Origin of the sequence: Variovorax sp. 54 (assembly GCF_002754375.1) — a bacterium.
GTDB lineage: Bacteria > Pseudomonadota > Gammaproteobacteria > Burkholderiales > Burkholderiaceae_C > Variovorax.
Genome location: NZ_PEFF01000001.1, coordinates 5,675,458 through 5,696,981, shown reverse-complemented (window position 1 = coordinate 5,696,981; position 21,524 = coordinate 5,675,458). Strand labels below are relative to the sequence as shown.

The 21,524-nt window shown below is 67.5% G+C and carries 22 protein-coding genes; 6 read left to right on the top strand and 16 right to left on the bottom strand.

The window, feature by feature from the left end; translation table 11 throughout:
* Positions 1 to 18 precede the first annotated feature (18 nt).
* Positions 19 to 831: a ferritin-like domain-containing protein gene (locus CLU95_RS26110; RefSeq protein ID WP_099796275.1), complete on the top strand. Its 813-nt coding sequence runs from the start codon at positions 19 to 21 to the stop codon at positions 829 to 831.
* Entirely contained in the window at positions 828 to 1,508 is a 681-nt protein-coding gene (locus CLU95_RS26105) for a pentapeptide repeat-containing protein (protein WP_099796274.1), read from the top strand. The genes CLU95_RS26110 and CLU95_RS26105 overlap by 4 nt, the downstream gene beginning before the upstream one ends.
* A 3-nt stretch (positions 1,509 to 1,511) precedes the next feature.
* Here CLU95_RS26105 and CLU95_RS26100 read toward each other — a convergent pair whose 3' ends face one another.
* The 9 genes from CLU95_RS26100 to phnD all read right to left on the bottom strand — a co-directional run bounded on the left by CLU95_RS26100 (position 1,512) and on the right by phnD (position 9,632).
* Positions 1,512 to 1,967, bottom strand: a complete 456-nt coding sequence (locus CLU95_RS26100; RefSeq protein ID WP_099796273.1) for a MaoC family dehydratase — start codon at positions 1,965 to 1,967, stop codon at positions 1,512 to 1,514.
* Positions 1,968 to 2,006: 39 nt separating this feature from the next.
* Complete coding sequence (locus CLU95_RS26095; protein ID WP_099796272.1) at positions 2,007 to 3,140, bottom strand: thiolase family protein; 1,134 nt, start codon at positions 3,138 to 3,140, stop codon at positions 2,007 to 2,009.
* 94 nt (positions 3,141 to 3,234) lie between these two features.
* Positions 3,235 to 3,816 carry a TetR/AcrR family transcriptional regulator gene (locus tag CLU95_RS26090; protein ID WP_099796271.1) on the bottom strand — a complete coding sequence of 194 codons (582 nt, stop codon included), beginning with the start codon at positions 3,814 to 3,816 and terminating at the stop codon, positions 3,235 to 3,237.
* A 45-nt stretch (positions 3,817 to 3,861) separates the two neighbouring features.
* Positions 3,862 to 4,854, bottom strand: coding sequence for a Bug family tripartite tricarboxylate transporter substrate binding protein (locus CLU95_RS26085; protein WP_099797485.1), 993 nt, complete (start codon positions 4,852 to 4,854; stop codon positions 3,862 to 3,864).
* A gap of 44 nt (positions 4,855 to 4,898) precedes the next feature.
* On the bottom strand, positions 4,899 to 5,867 hold the full coding sequence (locus CLU95_RS26080) for a Bug family tripartite tricarboxylate transporter substrate binding protein (RefSeq protein WP_099796270.1): 969 nt from the start codon (positions 5,865 to 5,867) through the stop codon (positions 4,899 to 4,901).
* A gap of 72 nt (positions 5,868 to 5,939) precedes the next feature.
* The gene (gene psrA, locus CLU95_RS26075; RefSeq protein WP_099796269.1) at positions 5,940 to 7,043 is read right to left on the bottom strand and encodes an iron-containing alcohol dehydrogenase PsrA; all 1,104 of its coding nucleotides are present in this window, start codon (positions 7,041 to 7,043) and stop codon (positions 5,940 to 5,942) included.
* Positions 7,044 to 7,102: 59 nt separating this feature from the next.
* On the bottom strand, positions 7,103 to 7,924 hold the full coding sequence (phnE, locus tag CLU95_RS26070) for a phosphonate ABC transporter, permease protein PhnE (protein WP_099796268.1): 822 nt from the start codon (positions 7,922 to 7,924) through the stop codon (positions 7,103 to 7,105).
* Entirely contained in the window at positions 7,921 to 8,772 is an 852-nt protein-coding gene (gene phnC, locus CLU95_RS26065) for a phosphonate ABC transporter ATP-binding protein (protein ID WP_099796267.1), read from the bottom strand. Before phnC ends, phnE begins: the two co-directional genes overlap by 4 nt.
* Entirely contained in the window at positions 8,769 to 9,632 is an 864-nt protein-coding gene (phnD, locus tag CLU95_RS26060) for a phosphonate ABC transporter substrate-binding protein (RefSeq protein WP_099797484.1), read from the bottom strand. Before phnD ends, phnC begins: the two co-directional genes overlap by 4 nt.
* A 250-nt stretch (positions 9,633 to 9,882) precedes the next feature.
* Between phnD and CLU95_RS26055 the strand changes: the two genes are divergently transcribed.
* Positions 9,883 to 10,767, top strand: coding sequence for a LysR substrate-binding domain-containing protein (locus CLU95_RS26055; protein WP_099796266.1), 885 nt, complete (start codon positions 9,883 to 9,885; stop codon positions 10,765 to 10,767).
* Positions 10,768 to 10,829: 62 nt separating this feature from the next.
* Here the strand turns inward: CLU95_RS26055 and CLU95_RS26050 are convergent, their stop codons facing one another.
* The 3 genes from CLU95_RS26050 to CLU95_RS26040 all read right to left on the bottom strand — a co-directional run bounded on the left by CLU95_RS26050 (position 10,830) and on the right by CLU95_RS26040 (position 14,073).
* On the bottom strand, positions 10,830 to 11,648 hold the full coding sequence (locus CLU95_RS26050; protein WP_099796265.1) for a DUF4393 domain-containing protein: 819 nt from the start codon (positions 11,646 to 11,648) through the stop codon (positions 10,830 to 10,832).
* Positions 11,649 to 12,116: 468 nt separating this feature from the next.
* Entirely contained in the window at positions 12,117 to 13,031 is a 915-nt protein-coding gene (gene xerD / locus CLU95_RS26045; RefSeq protein ID WP_070059540.1) for a site-specific tyrosine recombinase XerD, read from the bottom strand.
* Between the two features lie 67 nt (positions 13,032 to 13,098).
* Entirely contained in the window at positions 13,099 to 14,073 is a 975-nt protein-coding gene (locus CLU95_RS26040; protein WP_099796264.1) for a tripartite tricarboxylate transporter substrate binding protein BugE, read from the bottom strand.
* Between the two features lie 113 nt (positions 14,074 to 14,186).
* Here CLU95_RS26040 and CLU95_RS26035 point away from each other — a divergent pair, with 113 nt between their 5' ends.
* Positions 14,187 to 15,104: an AEC family transporter gene (locus CLU95_RS26035; protein ID WP_099796263.1), complete on the top strand. Its 918-nt coding sequence runs from the start codon at positions 14,187 to 14,189 to the stop codon at positions 15,102 to 15,104.
* A gap of 11 nt (positions 15,105 to 15,115) precedes the next feature.
* Here the strand turns inward: CLU95_RS26035 and CLU95_RS26030 are convergent, their stop codons facing one another.
* The 4 genes from CLU95_RS26030 to CLU95_RS26015 form a co-directional block, all read right to left on the bottom strand.
* Positions 15,116 to 16,534 carry a carotenoid oxygenase family protein gene (locus CLU95_RS26030; protein ID WP_218967471.1) on the bottom strand — a complete coding sequence of 473 codons (1,419 nt, stop codon included), beginning with the start codon at positions 16,532 to 16,534 and terminating at the stop codon, positions 15,116 to 15,118.
* Positions 16,535 to 16,560: 26 nt separating this feature from the next.
* On the bottom strand, positions 16,561 to 17,601 hold the full coding sequence (locus CLU95_RS26025; RefSeq protein ID WP_099796261.1) for a MerR family transcriptional regulator: 1,041 nt from the start codon (positions 17,599 to 17,601) through the stop codon (positions 16,561 to 16,563).
* A 101-nt stretch (positions 17,602 to 17,702) separates the two neighbouring features.
* Positions 17,703 to 18,455, bottom strand: a complete 753-nt coding sequence (locus CLU95_RS26020) for a sulfite exporter TauE/SafE family protein (protein WP_099796260.1) — start codon at positions 18,453 to 18,455, stop codon at positions 17,703 to 17,705.
* A 40-nt stretch (positions 18,456 to 18,495) separates the two neighbouring features.
* Complete coding sequence (locus CLU95_RS26015; protein WP_099796259.1) at positions 18,496 to 19,746, bottom strand: MFS transporter; 1,251 nt, start codon at positions 19,744 to 19,746, stop codon at positions 18,496 to 18,498.
* 89 nt (positions 19,747 to 19,835) lie between these two features.
* On the opposite strand from CLU95_RS26015, the gene CLU95_RS26010 reads away from it, so the two are divergent.
* A complete protein-coding gene (locus CLU95_RS26010; RefSeq protein ID WP_257214735.1) occupies positions 19,836 to 20,738 on the top strand; it encodes an AraC family transcriptional regulator in 903 nt (300 codons plus the stop codon).
* A gap of 65 nt (positions 20,739 to 20,803) precedes the next feature.
* Entirely contained in the window at positions 20,804 to 21,490 is a 687-nt protein-coding gene (locus CLU95_RS26005; protein ID WP_099796258.1) for a phosphatase PAP2 family protein, read from the top strand.
* Positions 21,491 to 21,524: the final 34 nt, after the last annotated feature.

Genomic DNA, 21,524 nt, shown 5'->3' with positions numbered 1-21,524 from the left:
AAAACTAGAATTGTAGGGATGCACCCCCGATTGAGCGCGCTGGCCGCGCTGCGCCTGACAGACCCCGACGACAAGGTGGCCGCCACGCGCGCCACGGCTGCACAGGCAGCTACTGTTTCCATAGCACTCGAGCCCCTGCGCACGCCCGGCGACGATGACGGCGTGCCCGGCCGTCCCGAACGCCCGCTGCGCGTGGCCGCCACGGCCGTGCAGAAGCGCTCGCCCTTCACGCCCGAAGGCCGCGCCGCGCTGATCCATTCGATCTGCCACATCGAGTTCAACGCGATCAACCTCGCGCTGGACGCCGTGTGGCGCTACGACGGCATGCCCGAGGCCTACTACCGTGACTGGCTGCGCGTGGCCGACGAGGAGGCGCAGCACTTCACGATGCTGCACACGCACCTGCAGGGCATGGGCTGGCGCTACGGCGACTTTCCGGGCCACGACGGCCTGTGGAACATGTGCGAGAAAACCAAGGACGACGTGCTCGCGCGCATGGCGCTGGTGCCGCGCACGCTCGAGGCGCGCGGGCTCGACGCCACGCCGCTGATCCAGTCCAAGCTCAAGCGCGTGAACACGCCCGATGCGCTGCGTGCCGTGGAAATCCTCGACATCATCCTGCGCGACGAAGTGGGCCACGTGGCCATCGGCAACCACTGGTACCGCTGGCTGTGCGAACGCGTCGGGCTCGACGCCGAAGCCAACTACCCGGCCCTGGTGGCGCGCTACGACGCGCCGCGCCACAAACCGCCTTTCAACCTCGAAGCACGCAGCCGGGCGGGCTTCAGCCCCGCTGAGCTGCGTGCGCTGACCGATTGCCGCCCCGAATGACTGATGTGATTTCCGACCAGACCTGGTCCCGCGCCGACCTGCAAGCCTGCCTGCAGGGCCGCGACACGCCGCCGCACTTCGAACGCTGCCATTTCGACGAGGCCGACCTGTCGCGCCTCGACCTGCGCGGCGCGCAGTTCACGCTGTGCAGCTTCGCCGAAACCTCCTTCGACCGCGCACAACTGGCCGACACGCGCTGGGTCGGCTGCCGCGCGCGCCAAGCCGACTTCGGGCTCGCCGACCTCACGAACGCGCGCTTCCAGGACTGCGACCTGAACAACACGCAGTGGGCGCGCGCCAAGCTGCCCTCGGCGCTCTTCACCGGCGTGAAGCTCACGGGGGCGCACTTCGGCGAGGTGTCGGCGCTGGGCGTGGTGTTCAAGGATTCGCTGCTGATCGACGCGCACCTGCGCGGCCTGTCGTTTCGCAAGCAGACGCTCGCGCAGCTCGACCTGTCGGAAGCCGACCTGTCGGGCTGCGATTTCCGCGAGACCATCTTCGAAGGCGGCAGCCTGCGCAACGCGCACCTGAAGCTCGCGCGCTTCGAAGGCGCCGACCTGCGCGACGTGGACCTGGGCGGCCTGCGGCTGGCCAATGCCGCGCCGTTCAAGGGCGCGACCATCTCCCACCGGCAGGCCGCCGCGCTGGTCGAGGAACTGGGTCTGCGCGTCGTCTGAGATTCAAGACGTCGCGGTGCGGCTGTGCACCACCAGCTTCGGCGTGAAGTACTGCAGCACCTCGCCACGCTGGTTGCGCGTCTGGCAACGCATCGTGACCATCGCGCGGCCGGGCTTGGAGCGCGAGGGCGTGATGTCGACCACCTCGCTCAGCACATGCAGCACGTCGCCGGGCCGCGTGGGCTTGGGCCACTGCAGCTCGCCGCCCGAGCCGATGATGCCGTCCGCCAGCGGGATGCCGCTGTCGACCAGCAGCTTCATCGTGAGCGCGGCCGTGTGCCAGCCGCTCGCGGCCAGCCCGCCGAAGAAGGTGTTCTTTGCAGCCTCTTCGTCGGTGTGGAAGGGCTGCGGATCGAACTGCTGCGCGAAGGCCTTGATCTGCGCCACGTCGAGCAGGTGTTCGCCGCTCTGGAAACGGTCGCCGACCTTCAGGTCTTCGAGATACAACAGCGTGGCCATGGGAGTCTCCTTGTTTCGTTGCCCGTCATTCTCGGGCGATCAGACGCGCTCGAGGATGGTGGCAATGCCCTGCCCGCCGCCGATGCATTGGGTCGCGAGCGCATAGCGACCGCTCTCGCGTGCCAGCAGCGCCGCCGCCTTGCCCGTGATGCGCGCGCCGGTGGCGCCCAGCGGGTGGCCGATGGCCAGGCCGCCGCCGTCGAGGTTGACGGTGGCCGGGTCAAGCCCGAGGTCGCGGATGCAGGCCAGCGCCTGCGACGAGAAGGCCTCGTTGATCTCGACCACGTCGAGGTCGGCCACGCTCAAGCCTGCGCGTGCCAGCGCCTTGCGCGTGGCGGGAATCGGGCCGATGCCCATGACGGCCGGGTCGACGCCCACGGTCGCGAACGAGCGGATGCGCGCCAGCGGCTTCAGGCCGTGCTTCGCGGCGAAGGCGTCGCTGGTGACCAGCACCACGGCCGCACCGTCGGTCAGCGGCGACGCGGTGCCGGCCGTGACCACGCCGTCGGGACGGAACGCGGGCTTGAGGTTGGCCAGCGCCTCGGCCGAGGTCGAGGGGCGGATGCAGCCGTCGGCATCGACCACCTCGCCGGAGGCCAGGCGCACCGGCACGATCTCGGCGGCCAGCCGGCCCTGTGCACGCGCTTCGGTTGCCTTGCGGTGCGACTCGACGGCCAGCGCTTCCTGGTCAGCGCGGCTCACGTTCCAGCGCTGCGCGACGTTCTCGGCCGTCTCGCCCATCGAGATGTAGGCATCGCTGTTCGCCAGCAGCTCGGGGCTGGGCGAGAAGTTGAAGCCGCCCTGCGGCACCATCGTCATCGACTCCACGCCCACGCACAGGAAAGCCTCGCCCATGCCCGCCTCGATCTGCGCGGCGGCGATGTGCACGGCCTGCATCGACGAGCCGCAGAAGCGGTTCACCGTCATGCCGCCCACCTCGTGCGGCAGCCCGGCCAGCAGCCCGACGATGCGCGCGAGGTTGTTGCCCTGCGACGCCTCGGGGTAGGCGCAGCCCAGGATGATGTCTTCAAGCAGCGCAGGGTCGAGGTCGGTGCGCTGCAGCAGGCCCTGCACCACGCCGGCGGCGAGCGTGTCGGGGCGCACCTCGGCCAGCGCGCCCTTCTTGGCGAAGTGGAACGGGGAACGGGCGTAGGCGGAAATCACGGCTTTCATGGGAACACTCCTTGGAGAAAAACTACCATCCAATCGGTAGGCTTCGGGGTTCAAAAAAAGGCACGCCCGGCGTGCCCGTGGTGAAACAGATCGGTCAGTCGAGCGGCAGCGCGCGCCGCAGCTGGGCGATGGCGTCGTCGAAGTCTTCGACGCGCCCCGTCATGCGTGACGCGAGCAGCGCGCCCTGGCACGACGAGAACACGAAGGCCGCGAGCGAGGCCACGGGGTTGTCTTTTTGCGCCTGCGCCGGCACCAGCGCGCCGAGCACGCCGGTGAGCCACATCACCTGCGTGTTGCGCAAGGCCTGCACGGCCTGGCGCAGGTCCTCGTTGATGCAGTCCCAGCCCGGCGCCAGCGCGCCCGCCGGGCACAGGCCCGAGCCCGCCTTCAGCGTGTTGCGGTACATGCGGAAATAGGATTCGAGCGCGTCCTGGGGCTCGCGCGCGCGCGCCGCCACCCAGTCCTTGAAGCCCTGCGTGGCGCCCTGAATCACCGCAATGCCCAGCGCTTCCTTGGTGGGAAAGTGGTGGTAGAGGCTGGCCTTGCGCACGCCCACCGCGTTGGCCACGTCCTGGAAGCTGAAGCCCAGGTACGAACGGGTTTCGATGAGCCCGCGCGCCACCGCAAGAATCTGATCGCGGGTGCCGCCGGGGGCCAGGGTGGAAGCGTCGTGCATCTACCTACTATAAGGTAGGCAATCTCACCCCTGCAAGCGCCGGGGTCAATCGGCCTTGATGCCCGCGGCCTTCACGATGCGGCCGTTGCTCTCGAACTCGCTGGCGATTTCCTTGGCGAAGGCGGCGGGCGTGCCCGTGGCGGGCACGTTGTCGGTGGCCGTGAGCTTGGCGCGCAGCTCGGGGCTGGCGAGCGCCTTGTTGATCTCGGCGTTGTACTTCGCGACCAGCGCCGCCGGCGTGCCCGCGGGCGCGAACACGCCGAACAGCGAATGGATGTTGGCCGCGCTGTAGCCCAGCTCGGCCAGCGTGGGCACCTGCGGCAGGCTCTCGAGCCGCGCGGGCGCGCCGGCCGCCAGCGGGCGCAGCTTGCCCGACTGGATGTGCGCCGACAACGTCGGGCTGGCGTTGGTCGACAAAATTTCAAACTGCCCGCTCAGCGCGTCGTTGAGCTGCTGGCCGCCGCCCTTGTAAGGCACGTGCGTGATGTCCACGCCGGCCGTCGCGCGCACCTGCTCGAGCACGATGTGCCCGAGCGAGGCCGGCCCCGACGTGGCCCAGCGCACTGCGCCAGGCTGCGCCTTGGCCTCGGCAATCAGTGCGCGGAAATCTTTCGCCTTGCTGGCGGGCGTAGCGACCAGCAGCACGGGCGAATACATCACGCTGGCCACCGGCACGATGTCCTTCAGCGGGTCGAACGGCAGCTTGCCCAGGTGCGGGCTCAGCACCAGCGGGCTGATGGCCGAGAAGCCCAGCGTCGCGCCGTCGGGCGCGGCCTTGGCCACGGCGTCCATGCCGATGGCCCCGCTCGCGCCCGCGCGGTTGTCGACGATCACCGTGGTGCCCAGTTGCGTGGCGAGCCGGTCGCCGAGCGCGCGGGCGACCACGTCGCTCACGCCGCCCGCCGGGTAGGCCACGATGAGCCGCACGGTGCGCGGCACGGCCTGCGCATGCGCGCCGCTGGCCGCGCACAGCGCCGCGGCGGCGAGCAGCCGGGTCGTGGTGCGGCGCGAGTGCTTGGAGGCGGCGAGGAAGTTCATGGTGTCGATGAAAGGCATGCGTCGAGGAGAAGGAGAAAGATCGGTCAGTCCAGCTGCAGCTTGCGTTCGCGGATCAGCTTGGACCATTTCTCATTGTCCGCCTTGACGAAAGCCGCAAACGCCGCCGGGCCGAGCGGATGCACCTCGGCGCCGGCCGTCGCGAACTTGGCCTTGATCTCGGGCGTCGCCAAGGCCTTGGCGAGTTCACCCGACAGGCGATCGACCACGTCCTTCGGCATGTTGGCGGGGCCGACCAGCCCCTGGAAGCCGACTGCCTCCATGCCTGCGAGGCCCAGTTCCTTCACCGTCGGCACGTCGGGCAGTTGCGGGTCGCGCACCGGGCCGGTCACGGCCAGCGCCTTGAGCTTGCCGCCCTTCACCTGCGGCAGCAGCACGCTGCCCGCGTCGATGAGGATCTGCGTCTGCCCGCCGAGCAGGTCTTGCACCGCAGGTGCGCTGCCCTTGTACGGCACGTGCGTCATGTCCAGGCCCGTCACCTGATTCATGAGCTCGCCGTTCAGGTGCGTCGAGGTGCCGTTGCCACCCGAGGCGAAGTTGACCTTGCCGGGCTGGCCCTTGGCCCACGCCACGAACTCCTTGAGGTTCTTCGCCGGATGGTCGGGCCGCGTCACGGCGATGTAGCTGCCCTGGCTGATCTGGCCGATGTAGGTGAACTGCTTGATCGGGTCGTACGGCGGCTTGCTCTGCAGGTACGGCGCGATGGCGAAGGGGCCGGTGTTGGCCAGCAGCAGCGTGTAGCCGTCGGCCGGCTGGCGCGTGAGCTCGGTGGCCGCGATCATGCCGCTGGCGCCTGGCTTGTAGTCGACCACCAGCTGCTGCTTCAGCGCTTCCTGCAGCGGCACCTGCACCGTGCGCGCCGCAAAGTCGATGCCGCCGCCGGGCGGGTAGCCGACGATCAGGCGGATGGGCTTGGCGGTGGGATAGCCCTGGGCGATGGCCAGGCCGGCGGTCGTGGCCAGCGCGAGGCCGGTGCAGAGTCTGCGAAGGTTCATGGATGTCTCTCGATGTCTCTTGAATAAGAGCGTCCATTTTGAAACATCGCCGGACCTCCGGCTCGCACCTTCTCAGGCTTCTTGCGCCTCCACATCGTTGCCGATGAAGTTGCGCCCGCGCGCCCCGCCCTGCGCATGGCGCAGCATCTCGCGCGCCTCGTCCTCGCCCACACCGTAGTCGGCGAAACGCGTCTTCACGCCCAGCGATTCGATGAAGGCAGCGAGCAGCGCCGGCGCCTCGGCCAGCGGCATGCGCAGCGCCTGCGCCAGCACCGCGTCGCGGTCGGGCCGGCGGCCAATGGCCCGCGCCAGCACCATCGGCAGCGGGAACGAACAGGCAATGCCGTGCGGCAGGCCGTAGCGCAGCGTCATCTCGTACGAGATGGAATGCGCGAGCGCGGTCTTGGTGTTGGAGAACGCCATGCCCGCCTTCAGCGCCGCGAGCGCCATGCGCCCGCGCAGCGCCACGTCGTCGAGCCGGGCCATGAGCTGCGGCAGCACCTCCAGCGTGTCCTGCACGGCCGCGACAGCGAAGGTGTCGGACATCGGATTGGCGTTGACGTTCCAGATCGCTTCGAGCGCATGCGACAGCGCATCGAGCCCACTCTGCAGCGTGACCGCCGCGGGCAGCGACAACATCAGCTCGGGATCGACGATGGCATGGCTCGGCCAGGTCTGCGGCAGGTGCAGCGAGTACTTCTTCTGCCGCTCGCGGTCCCAGATGGTGGCCCAGGGCGTGACCTCGCTGCCGGTGCCCGCCGTGGTGGGCACGGCGATGAGCGTCTTGTGGCGCGTGGCCACGAAGGGCCGCTCGCCCGCGAGCCCGGCCACCAGATCGGCAAAGCGCCCGTGGTCGTCGGCCACCATCAGCGCCTTCGCCGTGTCGATGGCGCTGCCGCCGCCGACCGCGACGATCACCTCGACGTCGGCATGCGTGCGCCAGAACCACTCGTAGGTTTCGGCCAGTTCCGCCACGTCGGGGTTGGGCCGCGTCTGGTCGAGCGTGCAGGCCAGCGCGTCCCCGAGCACGGCCTCCAGCCGGTCGAGCAGGCCCAGCGCACGCGCCTCGGGAAAGGTCACCAGCGCGGCGCGCCGGCCTTCGAGCAGCTTCGGCAGGGACAGCAGGGCCCCTGCCCCGTACACGCTGTGCACGGGGTTGTGGTAGTTGGCGCTCATGGAGGGGTTTCTTCAGGAGGCGGCAAACGCCGCGGGGAGAGACGCGAAGAACGAGCGGGTCACCGGTGCGCGCCCTGCTGGATCCAGCCGCGCAGCCGGGTCGAGAGGTAGTCGGCGGTCATGACCATCACGACGATCACCAGGATGCAGGTGGCCGTGTCCTGGTACTGGAACAGCTTCATGCTGCCCACGAGCTCGAAGCCGATGCCGCCCGCGCCCACCATGCCCAGCACGGTGGCCTGGCGCAGGTTGGTCTCGAAGCGGTAGACGATCACGCCGATCCACGCGGTGACCACCTGCGGAATGACGCCGAAGATGATGGTCTGGATCGGCCCTGCACCGGTGGCGCGCAGCGCTTCGAGCGGGCCCTGGTCGATCTCCTCGATCGACTCGGCGAAGAACTTGCCGAGCATGCCCGCACCGTGCAGCGCCAGCGCCAGCACGCCGGGGAACGGACCGAGGCCGACGGCCGCCACGAAGATCAGCGCCAGGATGATCTCGTTGATGCCGCGCGTGATGTTGAGCACCTGCCGCATCGCATGAAACACGGCGACGTTCGGCGAGATGTTGCGCGCCGCGAAGAAGCACAGCGGCACTGCCAGGATCACCGCCAGCAGCGTGCCCCACAGCGCGATCTGCACGGTCTCGATGGCGGGGCCCACGAGCTTCTGCATGAACTCCCAGTTGGGCGGCAGCATGCGCCCGAGGAAGTCGGCGATCCACGGCATGCCCTTGGCCAGTTCGCCGAAGCTCACCTGGCTGCCGATGGCGGCCCACCAGAGCACGCCGATGCCGGCGAGCACGGCCACGGCGTATTTCCACCACCCGGGGTTGCCACCGCTCTTGGCGATCAGCACATTGAAGCGTCCGATGGCAATCATGATTGCTCCATGGCGAGTTGCGGGGCGGTGCGCGCCGGCACCGCATGAAGGGCCGCGGCGGGCAAGGTCGACGTTGCAGGCTCTGCGCCTGCAGGGGCGACTTCAGCGCCTTCGTCCACGCCGCCCGGATAGATGAGGTGCAGCACCTCGTCGGTCAGCTCGTCGGGCCGGCCTTCGAACACGATGCGTCCGCCCGCCACGCCGATCACGCGCTGCGCGAACTCGCGGGCGTAGTCGACCTGGTGCAGGTTGCAGATCACCGTGATGCCGTCCTGCCGACTGGCCTGCTTCAGGTAGTTCAGCACCTTGCGCGAGGTCTTGGGGTCGAGGCTGGCGACGGGCTCGTCGGCCAGGATCACCTTCGGCTTTTGCGCCAGCGCGCGGGCAATGCCCACGCGCTGCTTCTGTCCGCCCGAGAGCGTGTCGGTGCGCAAGTCGGCCTTGTGGTCGAGCTCGACGCGGCGCAGGCATTCGCGGGCGATGGCGATGTCCTTCGAGGGGAACACCTGGAACCACGACAGCATCGCGGGCATGGAACCCAGCCGCCCCGTCAGCACGTTCTTGAGCACCGACAGGCGCGGCACCACGTTGTAGTGCTGGAAGATCATCGCCACGTCGCGACGCACCTTGCGCAGCCCGGCGCGGTCGCCGCGCGAGCGCTCGCCGTCCACATGGATCTCGCCTTCGCTCGGCTCGGCCAGGTGGTTGATGCAACGCAGCAAGGTCGACTTGCCCGCACCCGACGCGCCGAGGATGACGACGAACTCACCCTTGGCCACCGTGAGGTCGACACGGTGGAGCGCGGTGAAGTCGCCGTAGCGCTTGCACAGCCCGCGGATCTCGATCATTTCATCTTCCTCAGGTCGAGGTTCAGCACCTTGGCCGTGTCGCGGATGATGTCGTAGGCCGCGTCGTTGGTCGGGTGGAAACCGTTGAGCAGACCCTGGTCGGACCAGGGAATGTCCTTCACCTGCAGGAAGGCGGCCTGCACGCGCTTCTTCAGGTCGGCAGGCAGGTCTTTGCGCCACACGGTGGGCGACTCGGGAATCGGTTCCGACTTCCAGACCTCGACCAGGTCCTCGCGCTTGACCAGGCCCTTGGACACGGCAGCGTCGAGGATGCGGTCGGCAATGGCCGCGGCGTCCACCTTCTTGTTCTGCACCGCGATCGCGCTCGAGTCGTGCGAGCCCGAAAAAATCACGCGGCCGAAATCCTTGTCGGGATTGAAGCCCGCCTTCATCAGGCCGGCCTTCGGGAACAGATGGCCCGAGGTCGAGCTGGGGTCGACAAAGGCGAAGGTCTTGCCCTTGAGGTCGGCCACCGTCTTGATGCCGGTGTCCTTGTGGGTCACGATCTGGCTGTGATAGTAGGAGCGCCCGGCCTTCTTGGTCTCGGCCACTGCAAAGGCCTCGATGTCGGCCACCGTGGTGCCCAGCACATAAGAGAACGGGCCGAGGTAGGCCACGTCGAGCCGCTTGGAACGCAGCGCTTCGATCACCCCGTTGTAGTCGGCCGCCACGAAGGGCTTGACCGCGAAACCGAGGGCCTTGGACAGCATGTCCATCATGGCCTGGCTGTTGGCAATCATGGCGCGCGAATCCTCGGAAGGAATCAGCCCGACAGTGAGAACCTGCTGTGCCCGTGCCATCGGCACGAAGGCGGACGCTGTCACGGCGGCAGTGCCGAGCAGCAACTTTCTACGCTTCATCATGGTTGTCTCCAGTGGTCTGCGTTGCATGGAATCCTCAGGTCGTTTCGAAGGGCAAAAGTACCCGTTTCGAGTCTTCCAGTCGTGCGTGTCATGGTGATGACAGCGTGAGGATTCGGGACGTCCGGCGTGTTTCTGTCGAGGCCTGGTCCGTCTTGAGCGCGAGTACATCACTGGTACTCGTATCTATCAAATTCAAATTTTTTCGATGATCTATATACTGAAGCTATAGATCAGAAAGGCTCCCGCGATGCGCCTCACCCAGCTGCGTTCCTTCTATGCCGTGGCCCGCGAAGGCAGCTTCACGCGGGCTGCCGAACACCTGCATGTGAGCCAGCCCACCATCACCACGCAGGTGCGCTTTCTCGAAGAGGCCTACCAGGTCGAGCTCTTCCACCGGCGCGGCCGGCGCGTGCAGCTCACCGAAATCGGCGAACAGCTCATGCAGCTCGCGCAGCAGATCTTCAGCCTCGAAGGCGATGCGGTGGCACTGCTCGGCGATGCCGGCACGCTGCGCACCGGCCACCTGCGCGTGGCGGCCGTGGGCCCGTACCACGTGACCAAGATGCTGGTCGACTTCAGCCTGCGCTACCCCGACGTGAAGGTCACGGTGAGCACCGGCAATTCACAGGACGTGCTCGACCGCCTGCTCGACTACAGCGCCGACGTCGGCGTGCTCGCGCAGCTGGTGCGCGACGACCGCTTTCTGTCGGTGCCCTTCAGCCAGCACCCGGTCGTGATGTTCGTGCCCTCCACGCACCGCTTTGCGAAGCGGCGCAACATCCGGCTCGCAGAGCTGCAGGGCGAACGGCTCATCCTGCGCGAGCAAGGATCGACCACGCGCAAAGCGCTCGAACTGGCGCTGGCCAAAGCCAAGGTCGAGGTCGACGTGGTGATGGAGATCAGCAGTCGCGAAGTGATCCGCGAAGCCGTGGCGCAAGGCCTGGGCATCGCGGCCGTGTCGGGCGTGGAGTTTGTGCCGGGGCCCAACCTGCACATGGTCGGCTTCAGCGACACCGAAATTTTTACCTACGCCCACGTGCTGTGCCTCGCCGAGCGGCGCGAGATGCGCATGGTGAGCGCCTTCTACGACACGCTGGTGCCGGCCATCGAAGCGCGCAAGCGCAAGAACTGAGAGCGCGTGCACCTTGCCAAAGTGCCGCCGAATCACGTAACCAATGAACTCTTTCGGAACTGCTACAGGCCCACCGCATCCGCAAAACGTTTTCCAAGCGAGGTGCATTGCAAGATGCCCTTCTGGAACTCAACCTTTGCTCCGTCAGATTGAGGTTCTTGGCTTAGTCGCAGGAATTCAGGACGTCTTTCCACCCATGAATAGAGAGCCTCATCGGTGAAGAACTTATCGTAGGCAACGCTAACTAGGCCGAGACGGATCCAGTTGTCAACCATCGCCGGGACACCTACACGCTCAGCGGCCTCACCCTGTGGGTCACTCAGATTCAACAAGTGTTCGATAAGTACGTTGTAGCCACCGTTTCCAGGTAGCTTTTTGTGAATCTGAACGATTGGAATCGCGACCCGAGATTGGAGCAGGCCACGAATCATTTTTGCATCAACGCTGTCAAGCTGCTTGATGATTTCAACGAATGCGGGATGAGCAACCGAAGCCGTTCGCCCATCCATGGAAGTTGCCAACAGATTGAGATACATCTCTTTGAGGTCGGGCTCTTCATGGGTGAACGCAAGTCCCTGCAACATCGGACCAGCGATGGAAGCCTTCGGCTCCACGATGTGCTCGGGAGGGATTTCCGACGTTTTTTCGGCGATCTCCTGCTGAAATTTTCCTGCGAAGTAGATTCTTGCCTTATCGAAGGCGAAGTTAATGGCCGCTAGCGGGACAAGAACATTGTTTATGGTCTTCGTCAGCGTCACTGCAGTTTGGCCGAGATTACTCGCAGCTTCCTTCACCTGCGGGTTATCACCCGCAGCCTTAATGACTTCGACAACAAGCGACACGCCCTCTTTGGCAACTTTTATCGAGTCTTCACCGGTCATCTTTTCCTCCAAATAGTGCGTCCGACACTAATATAGACGAGGCGCAGGATTTGACGATTATCGAGGGCCCCAGCTAGCAAAATTGGGCGAACTCTTTTCATTTAGAGCCCGCCGTTCGGATGCCCCCGGGTAAAGTCAAAGATTGCTGCTACGCGGCGAAGATGGCGATGGGTAAGACCAATGGGAAGTGCGAGATCCCGGAGCGCGCATCAACTACGCGGTACATCGAGCATGTCATCGTGACGCTCGGGCAGACAGTTCTGCGCGACTCCGACGATTGGATAGGCGATTCAACTGGCGAGGACTTCGAGAACCACCGTGTGAACAGCCCTAATCCTCATTTTGATGTTTTCAACAATCGAAGCGACACCAGCACAAAGAATGCAATAGCAGCCCACAAGGGGCGCGTTGATCGACATCACGCAAGACTCAACAGAGTAGTCAGGATGCCTCCGCGCCGTCGTGCAATCAGCCGCGCGGATGGTGCGCCGCGTGCAGCTGCTTCAGGCGCTCGCGCGCCACGTGCGTGTAGATGGTGGTGGTCGAGATGTCGGCGTGCCCCAGCAGCAGCTGCACCGCGCGCAGATCGACGCCGTGGTTCAACAGGTGCGTGGCGAACGCATGGCGCAGCGTGTGCGGCGACAGCGGCACGTGGATGCCGGCCGCGGCCGCCTGCTTCTTCACGATGACCCAGAACATCACGCGCGTCATGCCCGCGCCGCGTGCGGTCACGAACAGGTCGGGCGTCTGCTGGCCGTCGAGGATCACGGGACGCGATTCGTCGAGATAGCGTTCGATCCAGCGCCGCGCCTCGCCGCCGAAGGGCACGAGGCGTTCCTTGTTGCCCTTGCCGAGCACGCGCAGCACGCCGTCGTTGAGGCTCATGTCGATCGCCTTCAGGGCGACCAGCTCGCTCACGCGCAGGCCGCTCGCGTACATCAGCTCCAGCATGGCGCGGTCGCGCAGGCCGAGCGGGCTCTCGACGTCGGGTGCGGCCAGCAGGTCGTCGACCTGCTTCTCGGACAGCGTCTTGATGGCGCGCGGCATCTGGCGCGCGGGCATGAGGCGGATGCTCGGGTCGGCCGTGATGCGGCGCTCGCGCAGCGCCCAGCGGTAGTAGCGCTTGAACACCGTGAGCCGGCGGTTCGCCGAGGTCGCCTTGCCCTTGGTGGACAGGCGCACGCCCATGTAGGCCTGCAGGTCGGTCTCGCGCGCGGCATCGAGCCCCATGCCGCCCCGCTGTTCGCGCAGCCACTGCGCGAACAGCGCGAGGTCGCGGCGGTAGGCGGCCAGCGTGTTCTTCGACAGCCCGTCCTCGAGCCAGAGGGCGTCGATGAAGGTGTCGATGTCGGCGGTGGGGGGAGCGGCAGCGGCCTCGGTCATGCGGTGCAAGATAACAAAAGAAAAAGCCGCCCGGAACGCGGGCGGCTTTTGGGGGAAGCGAAGGGGCTCAGTCGAGCTTGAGGTTCTGCTTCTTCACGACCTGCTTGTACACGTCGAACTCGGCCTTGATCTGCGCGGCGAATTGGTCGGGCGAGTTGGCCACGATCAGCGAGCCGGTGTCTTCGATGCGCTTCTTCACGGCCGGATCTTCCACCGCCTTCTTCACGCCCGCGTTGATCTTGTCGACCACTTCCTTCGGCAGGCCCTTGGGGCCGAGGATGCCGTAGTAAGCCATGCGGTTGACCGGCTCCAGGCCGACTTCCTTGAAGGTCGGCACGTTCGGCAGGCCGGCCACGCGCGTCGGTGCCGACACCACGATCGGCACCAGGCGGCCGCTCTGGATGAAGGGCATCGCCGAGGGCAGGTTGTCGAAGATGATCGGCACCTGACCGGCCACCACGTCGTTCAGCGCCGGGCCCGCGCCGCGGTACGGGATGTGCGTGACGAAGGTCGTGGTCAGGCTCTTGTACAGCTCCATCAGCAGGTGGCCAATGCCGCCCGTGCCCGACGAGGCGTACGAATACTTGCCCGGGTTCTTCTTCAGCTCGGCCACGAACTCGGCGTAGTTCTTGGCCGGGAAGCTCGGGTTCACCGCGATCACGTTCGGCGTGGCCGCGATGTTGATGATCGGCGTGAAGTCGGTGATCGGGTCGTACGGCGTCTTCGGGTTGATGGCCGGGTTGGCCGCCGTGCTCGACACCGTGGCCACGCCCAGCTTGTAGCCGTCGGCCGGCGCACGCGCGGTTTCGGCCGCACCCACGATGCCGCCGCCACCGGCGCGGTTGATCACCACCACGGGCTGGCCCAGCACCTTGCCCAGCGGGTCGGCGATCACGCGCGCCACGATGTCCGTCGTGCCGCCGGGTGCGAACGGCACACTCAGTTCGACCGGCTTGGTGGGATAGCCCTGCGCGAAACTCTGACCTGCCACTGCGACCAGCGCGGCGGCGCCCGCAAGCGCGCTCCATTGACGACGTTGCATCGATAACTCCTTGACTAGACGGGACCGGCCGGGGCCGGAAAAAAGCGAAGCCCGGATGCTAGCGGGTCGGGGCTTTCCTTCATGCTGTGGAATACCCACAGTTGTGGCGGTTTATGCTCGAAGCGGTGAACTACGCGCAGCTGCTCTTCCCCGACTTCTCCCTCATCGCCATCGGCTGGCTCCTGTGCCGCTACACCGCGCTCGACCGCCGCGTGTGGGACCAGGTCGAGAGCCTGGTGTATTACTTTCTATTTCCCGTCCTGTTGTTCCATTCGATCGTGCGCAGCCCGCTCGACTTTGGTGCCACCTCGAGCCTGCTGACCGCGGGCGTCGGCGTCGGGCTGGCCGGCATCGCGATGGCCTACGCCCTGCCCTTCGTGCCGGGCCTGCGCTCGCACATCGACCGCCACGACCACGCCGCCAGCGCGCAGATCGCGTTCCGCTTCAATTCGTTCATCTGCCTGGCGCTGGCCGAGCGGCTGGCCGGGCCCGAGGGCTTGTTGCTCATCGCCGTGCTGATCGGCGTGTGCGTGCCGATGTTCAACATCGCCGCCGTGTGGCCGATGACGCGCCACGCGCAGACCGGCTTCGTGCGGCAGCTCGTGCGCAACCCGCTGATCGTGGCGACGCTGGCGGGGCTGATCGCCAATGTGCTGGGCCTCACGGTGCCGACCTGGCTCACGCCGACGCTCACGCGCATCGGAGCGGCGTCGCTGGCGCTGGGGCTGCTTGCGGCGGGTGCGGGCATGCAGTTCGCGACGCTGGGGCGAGGCAAGACGCTGGCGGTGTCGGTGTTGGCGATACGGCATTTCTTTTTGCCGCTCGTCGCTTGGGGGTTGTCGCTGGCCTTGAAGCTGGATGCGACGCAGGCTTCGGTGCTGATGGCCTTCTCGGCCGTGCCGACCGCGTCGAGTGCCTATGTGCTGGCGGCGCGCATGGGCTACAACGGGCCGTATGTCGCGGGGTTGGTCACGCTGTCGACCATCCTGGGCGTGGCAAGCCTGCCGTTCGCGCTGGCGCTGCCACGCTGACCCGCCGGCGGCTACGCGTTCGGCCGCCAGTTGCCGTGGAAGCCGAACGGCACGCGGTGCGGCAGCCGGGCTGTCGCGACCGGCGCAGCGCGCAGGTCGCGGGCGTCGAGCACGATCAGGTCGCTGCGCCAGGTCTTCTCGCGCCAGACCACGGCCAGGAGCCAGCCGTCGCCTTCGTCGGCGCGCGGTGCGCGCGGCACGAACACCGGCTCCGACACGACATCGCCCGGCGGCAGCGTGTGGAGGTGGCGCTCGCCGGTCTCCAGGTCGATGCGCGCAAGGCTGTCGAAAAGCACGCTCTCGGCATCGCCCCGGGCACGGGCGGTCGCATGGCAGGCATAGAAGCCGTACCGAGTGCGGCTGCCCGCGAAACGCTCGTCGATGCGCGGGAACTCCCCCACCAGATCGTCGAGGTACTCGCGCTGGAAACCATTGCCGGTGCCGGCCAGGTCGAAGGTCCATCGGCACAGGCGCGCGGCCATCGCGTGCGGGTCGCCGGGGCGGCCCTGCGCATCGGGCAGACCGGGCGCGGTGTCCGACTGCATCACGAGCGCGATGACGGTGTCGCCCTCGTCCCACGCGTTCATGACGTGGAACATATGGCAGGCCTCGGTCTCGAACCAGCGCAGGGTGTCGACCGCGGCACCGCGCCGCAGCACGCCGACGTGGGTGCGCTTGTCGGCATCCCAGGCCAGCAGCGGCAGGCCGCGCATTGCGCGCTCCACGCTGGTGGTCAGGGGCATGACCGGAAAGAGCACGTGCCCGCGCGTCAGCATGAAGTCGTGCGCCATGCTGGCGTACGGTGCGTCGAAGGTCTGCAGCGCGGTCACTTCGCACTGGCTGTCCATCACGCCGTAGAGCATGCCGGGCGTGCCGGGGCCGTCGGGTGAGTAGGCAAAGAAATGCAGCTCGCCGGTTTGCGGGTCGCGCTTCGGATGCGCGGTGCAGCGCGTCGTCAGGCGGTCGCCGAAGCTCTGGTGCCCTCTCGATGCCAGCGTGAAGGCGTCGAGCTCGAAGGGCTGGTGCGATTCCTCGAGCGCGAACAGCCGGCCGCCGTGCCAGAGCATGCTGGTGTTGGCCGTGCCGCTGTTGCGCCCGATCACCGCCGGATCGCTGGTCGCGGGGTTGCCGAAGGAGCCGAACAGCGCGCGCCCGGCCTCGTTCTCCAGCTGCCACTTGGGCGTGCGCGCCCAGCGGTTGCGGTACGCCACCTGCCCGCCGTCGATGTGAAACGCATGCACCATGCCGTCGCCCGAAAACCAGTGGTAGTTGTCGTCGCGCGGTGCGTGCTGCGGGCTCGGCCCCACGCGGTAGAGCGTGCCCGAGAGTTCCGGCGGGATCGCACCGTCGATGGCGAGGGCCGCGATGTCGTGCTCCTCGGTGAGCGGGGCGTAGTTGCCGGTGAAGAAATGGGCGTTGGCCCGGGGCATGGCGGTCACTGGAGGTTCCTGGTCGTTCAAAGGGAATGGGGTTCGGCGAGCTGCGCGATGGCACGCCCGATGTAGGCCGCCAGCGGCGCGTCGATGCCCGAGCCGGTGCGCAGCGTGGGGTCGTTGCGGAAGGCCGCCTGCAGCTTGGCGTTCAGTGCCGCATCGCCCCCGGCCTTGGCCAGGGACAGCGCCTGCCAGCGGGCAGCCAGCACGCGCACCGGCGCGCTGTCGGGCGCCGCGCCCTGCCGCATCTGCTGTCGCACATCGGCGATCAGCGGGGGCCACGCGTCGGTCTGCGCAACGTAGTGCTGCGCGAGCAAGGCCATCTCGGCGGCGTCGCAATGTGCGCCGTACCGCTGCAGCCGCGCGTAGGCCATCGCATGCGAGATGAACTGCATGCCGGCGCGGTCGACACCGGTCAGCGAGTGCAGCGCGGGCTCGTTCCAGTGCATGGCGTAGAGCTGCATGAGCAGGGCTTCGTCGCCGCCGGCCTCTTCGAGCAGCAGCGCGATCCAGCGCTGCGCGAGGGCCTGCGCCTGCGCGCTTTCCGGCGAGGCGCCCGCGGCAACCAGGGCATGGAGCGTTGTGGTCAGCTCGGCACGCTCGGGCGCCACCGCGTCAGCGAAACCGTCGCGCCCGGCCTGGAGCCGGCCGAGCTCGTCGTCGCTGAAATACTTCGCGCCCGCGACCGTGCGCTCGAGCGCCACGAGCCAGTCGTCGATGGCGGGTTCGGTGCGGGCCTGCAGCTGGGCCTGCAGCGTCAGCAGGTGCGTGCGCAATGCCGTGGCCTGCGCGATCTCGCGTTCGAGCTGCGACAGCTGCTGCGCCACAACCTCCGACAGCCCGTCGGCCGCGCGGTCGAGCAGGCCCTGGATCTCGGCCAGCGACAGGTCGAGCCGCCGCAGCGCCTGGATGCGGTACAGCCGCGCGACGTCGGTGCGGTCGTAGAGACGGTAGCCGCCGTCCGAACGCTGCGACGGCACCAGCAGGCCGATGTCGTCGTAATGCCGCAGCGCGCGCACGGTGAGCCCGGTGCGCCGGGCCAGTTCGCCAATCCTCAGGTACATGCCTTCCCTCTCAAGTTGAAGGCATCGTAGAGCGTGCCGTTACGAGAGGGTCAAGGTAGTTTCGTGAAAAAGAGGTGCGCCGTTTTCCGCCGGCGCGGGCGTCAGCTGCGCTGCAGCAACGCGGGCACCGCCGACGCCAGCATCGCGATGCCTGACAAGGTCAGCAGGCTCAGGACGATCTTGCGAAACGCCGCTTCGCTGATCCCGATATACAGCCGCGCCCCCAACAACACCGGCACCGCGACTGCCGCGGCGACCAACACCAGCAACGGCACAACCGAACGCCCAATGCTCCCGCTCGCCACATGCACCGCAAAGGCCACGGCCAGCATCGAGAGGTTGAAGTTCTGGATCACAGCGCGTTGCGTGTCGCGCTGAAAGCCGCGCAGCGTGCACCACAACGTGGGCACGACACCCGAGAAGCCGCCGATGCCCGCCATCACGCCGCCGATGGCACCCGCAACGCCGTCCGCCGCGCGACCGCCAAAAGTGATCTTCGGCAGGTGCTGCGACATCAGCATGGCCGGGCACCACAGCACCAGCAGCGTGCCCAGGCACACCTTGAACAGCACGATGTCCAGGTGCGGCAGCAGCCACACACCGAAGGGCACGCCGACCAATCCACCGAGCACGAAGGGCCAAAGGATGCGCTTGTCGAAAGAACGGCGCACCGTGAGCGCCGCAATCACCTGCCCCGTGAGGGCCCCGAACAGCGCGAGCACGGCGGCCAGCTGCGGCTCCAGCGTCCAGGCCCAGACCGACATCGCGACCATGCCGAAGGCAAAGCCCGACAAGCCCTGCACGAACCCCGCCAGCACAGCGCCGACGATCACATAGACATACAAGGCTTGCATGCGGCCGATGATAGGGGCCGCTGCCCCGCCCTCGGGCGACCTACGCCGATGCGGGGACCAGCGCCGTGCGGCGCACGCGCCGCACATTGAAGGCGCTGGCGATGAGCACGCCCTGCACCAGCGCCAGCCCGACGATCACGCTGGTGTACTGACCGGCGTCCATCAGGCGGCCGAACACCAGCGGCGCCACGGCCTGGCCGATGTCCAGGCCCGCGTACACCACGCCGTAGACGCGCCCGGTCGCATTGGGCGGCGTCGACTTCTTCACCAGCAGGTCGCGCGACGGCCCGGCGATGCCCGAGACGAAACCCATCGCGCCGAACAGCACCGGCACCATCACGGGCGGGAACTGCGCGAAGGCCAGCACCAGCGCCAGCGCCGCGGCCACGCCGAAGCCCGCACCCACGATGCGCTCGCAGCGTGAAGGGTCGGAGGCCAGGAAGCCGCCCACCACCATGCCGGCCGCGCTCGCCACCATGTAGACCGTGAGGCACACCGCCACCAGCGCCACGGGCACCGCGTGCAGGTGGCCGGCGGCCACGGGGGCGAAGGTCTGCACCACGCTGATCACGGCGGCGTAGAAAAAGAAGAAGCCGAAGCACATCCACACGGCCGGGATGCGCAGAAAGTCGAACTCGCCGCCGACCGGCGTGGGCTCGCCGTGCCCCGTGGCCTTGTGCACGGCCGCCGCATCGAGCGCCAGCACGCTGCGGTAGATCCACAGGATCAGCAGCACCACGATCGCCACCACGCCGGCCGAGGCCAGCGCCACGCGCCACGAGAACGCGATGGCGATCGGCACCACGAAGGCCGGCGCCAGCGCCCAGCCCAGGCTGCCGGTGATGCCGTGCACGCTGTAGGCATGGCCCAGTCGCGTGGGCGCGACCTTGCGGTTGAACAGCGTGTAGTCCACCGGGTGGAACACGCCGTTGCCGATGCCACCGACCACGGCGCAGGCCAGCAGCATCCAGTAGCTCTGTGCCATGGCATAGCCGAAGGCCGCGAGCCCCAGCGCGCCCAGCCCGACGAACAGCACCGGGCGCGGGCCCAGCTTGTCGACGATGAAGCCCGAGGCCGCCTGCACGATGCACGAGACCACGAAGAACACCGTGAGCACCGCGCCCAGCTCGGTGTAGCTCACGTTGAACGCGTCCTTCAGCCACGGGAACAGCGGCGCCAGGATCAGCTGGCTGAAATGGCTCACCGCATGCGCCAGGCCGACCAGCCCGATCAGTTGGGCGTCGGTGCGCAAAGTGGTGGCGGGAACGGCTGTCGAGGAAGTGGAAGACATGGATTGCTACAAAAAACCGGTGCGGGCACCGATGCTATGCGGCGCCGACGCGGCAGAATGGCGATACAGCGACAACATTTGTCGAAACCATGCCAAGCGCCGTTCCTCCCACCGCTCCGACCGCCCTGCCCGCTTCCGAGCCAGCCACCCCCGCCAAGCCGCGCGGAACGCCCACCGCGCCGACCACCAGCGTGGGCCCGCTCACGCCGCACCTGTACGCCCCCGACGCCGTGCGCCCGCTGCGCGCCAAGGAACACTTTCTAAGCGCCGATACGCTCGTCGAACTGCACGAGCACCCGTGGCCGCAGCTCACCTTCTCGACGCGCGGCGTGATCCGCCTGAGCACGCAGGACGGCAGCTACATCGTGCCGCCGTCGCGCGCGCTGTGGGTGCCGGCCAACATGCAGCACAGCATCACGCTGATCGAAGACGCCGAGCTGCGCACTGTCTACCTGCACGCCTGGATCGCGCCCACCTGGGAGAAGTGCGAGGTGCTCGAGATCAGCCCGCTGCTGCGCGCGCTGATGCTCGCACTCGACACCACGCCCGACGGCCTGCCGCCGGCCGACCCGCATGCACCGCAGCGCGAACGCATGATCGCACCGCTCTTGGTCGACGAGGTCGAGCGCGCCACGCAGATCCGCATCGACGTGCCGCTGCCCTCCGACAAGCGCCTGCGCCAGCTGTGCGAGACGCTGCTGCGCAACCCGGCCGACCGCGCCACGCTGGCCGAGCGCGCCGCCGCCATCGGCGCCAGCGAGCGCACGGTGGCGCGGCTGTTTCGCGACCAGCTCGGCATGAGCTGGCAGCAATGGCGCCAGCAGGCCGTGATGGCACACGCGCTGCCACTGCTGGCACGCGGCATGGCCGTGAGCCAGGTGGCGTCGGCCAGCGGCTACGCCACCGACAGCGCCTTCTGCGCCATGTTCAAGGCAGCCACGGGGCGCTCGCCCACGTCGTTCCAGCACCGCAAGCGAACGGCCGCCCTTTGACGCCGCAGGGCATGGACGGGGCACGTCATGGTGCTCTGGCAAGATCGGCGACCGACACCGACACCATGCACTCACCGATCCCCCTGCACATCACGGCCGAGGCCAGGCCTGCAACGTGGACCGCCGACATCTGGCTGCGCATCCGCCGCCATTTCCTGCTGAAAGCGGTCGGCACCACGGCCTTCACCTGGCTGTTCTTCATCGGCTACTTCCACCTGCTGCGCAACCCGGTCTTTCCGGTCACGGTGATGCCGCTGACGGCGCTGGACCACTTGATTCCGTTCCAGCCCTACACGCTCGGCGCCTACCTGTCGCTGTGGGTGTACGTGGGCCTCGCGCCGGGGTTGCAGCTCACGTTTCGCGAGCTGGTGGTCTACGGGCTGTGGATCGTCGCGCTGTGCCTGAGCGGCCTGGGCATCTTCTATGTCTGGCCGACGCAGATCCCGCCGCTGGACATCGACGTCTCGGGCTACCCCGGCTTCGCGATGCTGCAGGGTGTGGACGCAGCGGGCAACGCCTGCCCGTCGATGCACGTGGCGGTCGCCATCTTCACCGCCGTGCGCCTGGCCGACGTGCTGCGCGCGGCGCGCACGCCATGGGTGCTGCAGGCGATCAACTGGGCCTGGTTTGCCGCCATTGCCTACTCGACACTGGCGGTCAAGCAGCACGTGGTGCTCGACGCGGTGGCTGGTGCGCTGCTCGGACTGGCCTTTGCGCTGCCCTCGCTGCGCTGGCGGCCCGGCAAACATTGAGCAGAGGTTGACCAGAGGATTTCCCTAGGGTCGA

Bases quoted from the DNA above. Each gene is read 5' to 3' on its own strand.
- CLU95_RS26110 (WP_099796275.1), top strand. From the start codon at position 19: ATGCACCCCCGATTGAGCGCGCTGGCCGCGCTGCGCCTGACAGACCCC.
- CLU95_RS26105 (WP_099796274.1), top strand. From the start codon at position 828: ATGACTGATGTGATTTCCGACCAGACCTGGTCCCGCGCCGACCTGCAA.
- CLU95_RS26100 (WP_099796273.1), bottom strand. From the start codon at position 1,967: ATGGCCACGCTGTTGTATCTCGAAGACCTGAAGGTCGGCGACCGTTTC.
- CLU95_RS26095 (WP_099796272.1), bottom strand. From the start codon at position 3,140: ATGAAAGCCGTGATTTCCGCCTACGCCCGTTCCCCGTTCCACTTCGCC.
- CLU95_RS26090 (WP_099796271.1), bottom strand. From the start codon at position 3,816: ATGCACGACGCTTCCACCCTGGCCCCCGGCGGCACCCGCGATCAGATT.
- CLU95_RS26085 (WP_099797485.1), bottom strand. From the start codon at position 4,854: ATGAACTTCCTCGCCGCCTCCAAGCACTCGCGCCGCACCACGACCCGG.
- CLU95_RS26080 (WP_099796270.1), bottom strand. From the start codon at position 5,867: ATGAACCTTCGCAGACTCTGCACCGGCCTCGCGCTGGCCACGACCGCC.
- psrA (WP_099796269.1), bottom strand. From the start codon at position 7,043: ATGAGCGCCAACTACCACAACCCCGTGCACAGCGTGTACGGGGCAGGG.
- phnE (WP_099796268.1), bottom strand. From the start codon at position 7,924: ATGATTGCCATCGGACGCTTCAATGTGCTGATCGCCAAGAGCGGTGGC.
- phnC (WP_099796267.1), bottom strand. From the start codon at position 8,772: ATGATCGAGATCCGCGGGCTGTGCAAGCGCTACGGCGACTTCACCGCG.
- phnD (WP_099797484.1), bottom strand. From the start codon at position 9,632: ATGAAGCGTAGAAAGTTGCTGCTCGGCACTGCCGCCGTGACAGCGTCC.
- CLU95_RS26055 (WP_099796266.1), top strand. From the start codon at position 9,883: ATGCGCCTCACCCAGCTGCGTTCCTTCTATGCCGTGGCCCGCGAAGGC.
- CLU95_RS26050 (WP_099796265.1), bottom strand. From the start codon at position 11,648: ATGACCGGTGAAGACTCGATAAAAGTTGCCAAAGAGGGCGTGTCGCTT.
- xerD (WP_070059540.1), bottom strand. From the start codon at position 13,031: ATGACCGAGGCCGCTGCCGCTCCCCCCACCGCCGACATCGACACCTTC.
- CLU95_RS26040 (WP_099796264.1), bottom strand. From the start codon at position 14,073: ATGCAACGTCGTCAATGGAGCGCGCTTGCGGGCGCCGCCGCGCTGGTC.
- CLU95_RS26035 (WP_099796263.1), top strand. From the start codon at position 14,187: ATGCTCGAAGCGGTGAACTACGCGCAGCTGCTCTTCCCCGACTTCTCC.
- CLU95_RS26030 (WP_218967471.1), bottom strand. From the start codon at position 16,534: ATGCCCCGGGCCAACGCCCATTTCTTCACCGGCAACTACGCCCCGCTC.
- CLU95_RS26025 (WP_099796261.1), bottom strand. From the start codon at position 17,601: ATGTACCTGAGGATTGGCGAACTGGCCCGGCGCACCGGGCTCACCGTG.
- CLU95_RS26020 (WP_099796260.1), bottom strand. From the start codon at position 18,455: ATGCAAGCCTTGTATGTCTATGTGATCGTCGGCGCTGTGCTGGCGGGG.
- CLU95_RS26015 (WP_099796259.1), bottom strand. From the start codon at position 19,746: ATGTCTTCCACTTCCTCGACAGCCGTTCCCGCCACCACTTTGCGCACC.
- CLU95_RS26010 (WP_257214735.1), top strand. From the start codon at position 19,836: ATGCCAAGCGCCGTTCCTCCCACCGCTCCGACCGCCCTGCCCGCTTCC.
- CLU95_RS26005 (WP_099796258.1), top strand. From the start codon at position 20,804: ATGCACTCACCGATCCCCCTGCACATCACGGCCGAGGCCAGGCCTGCA.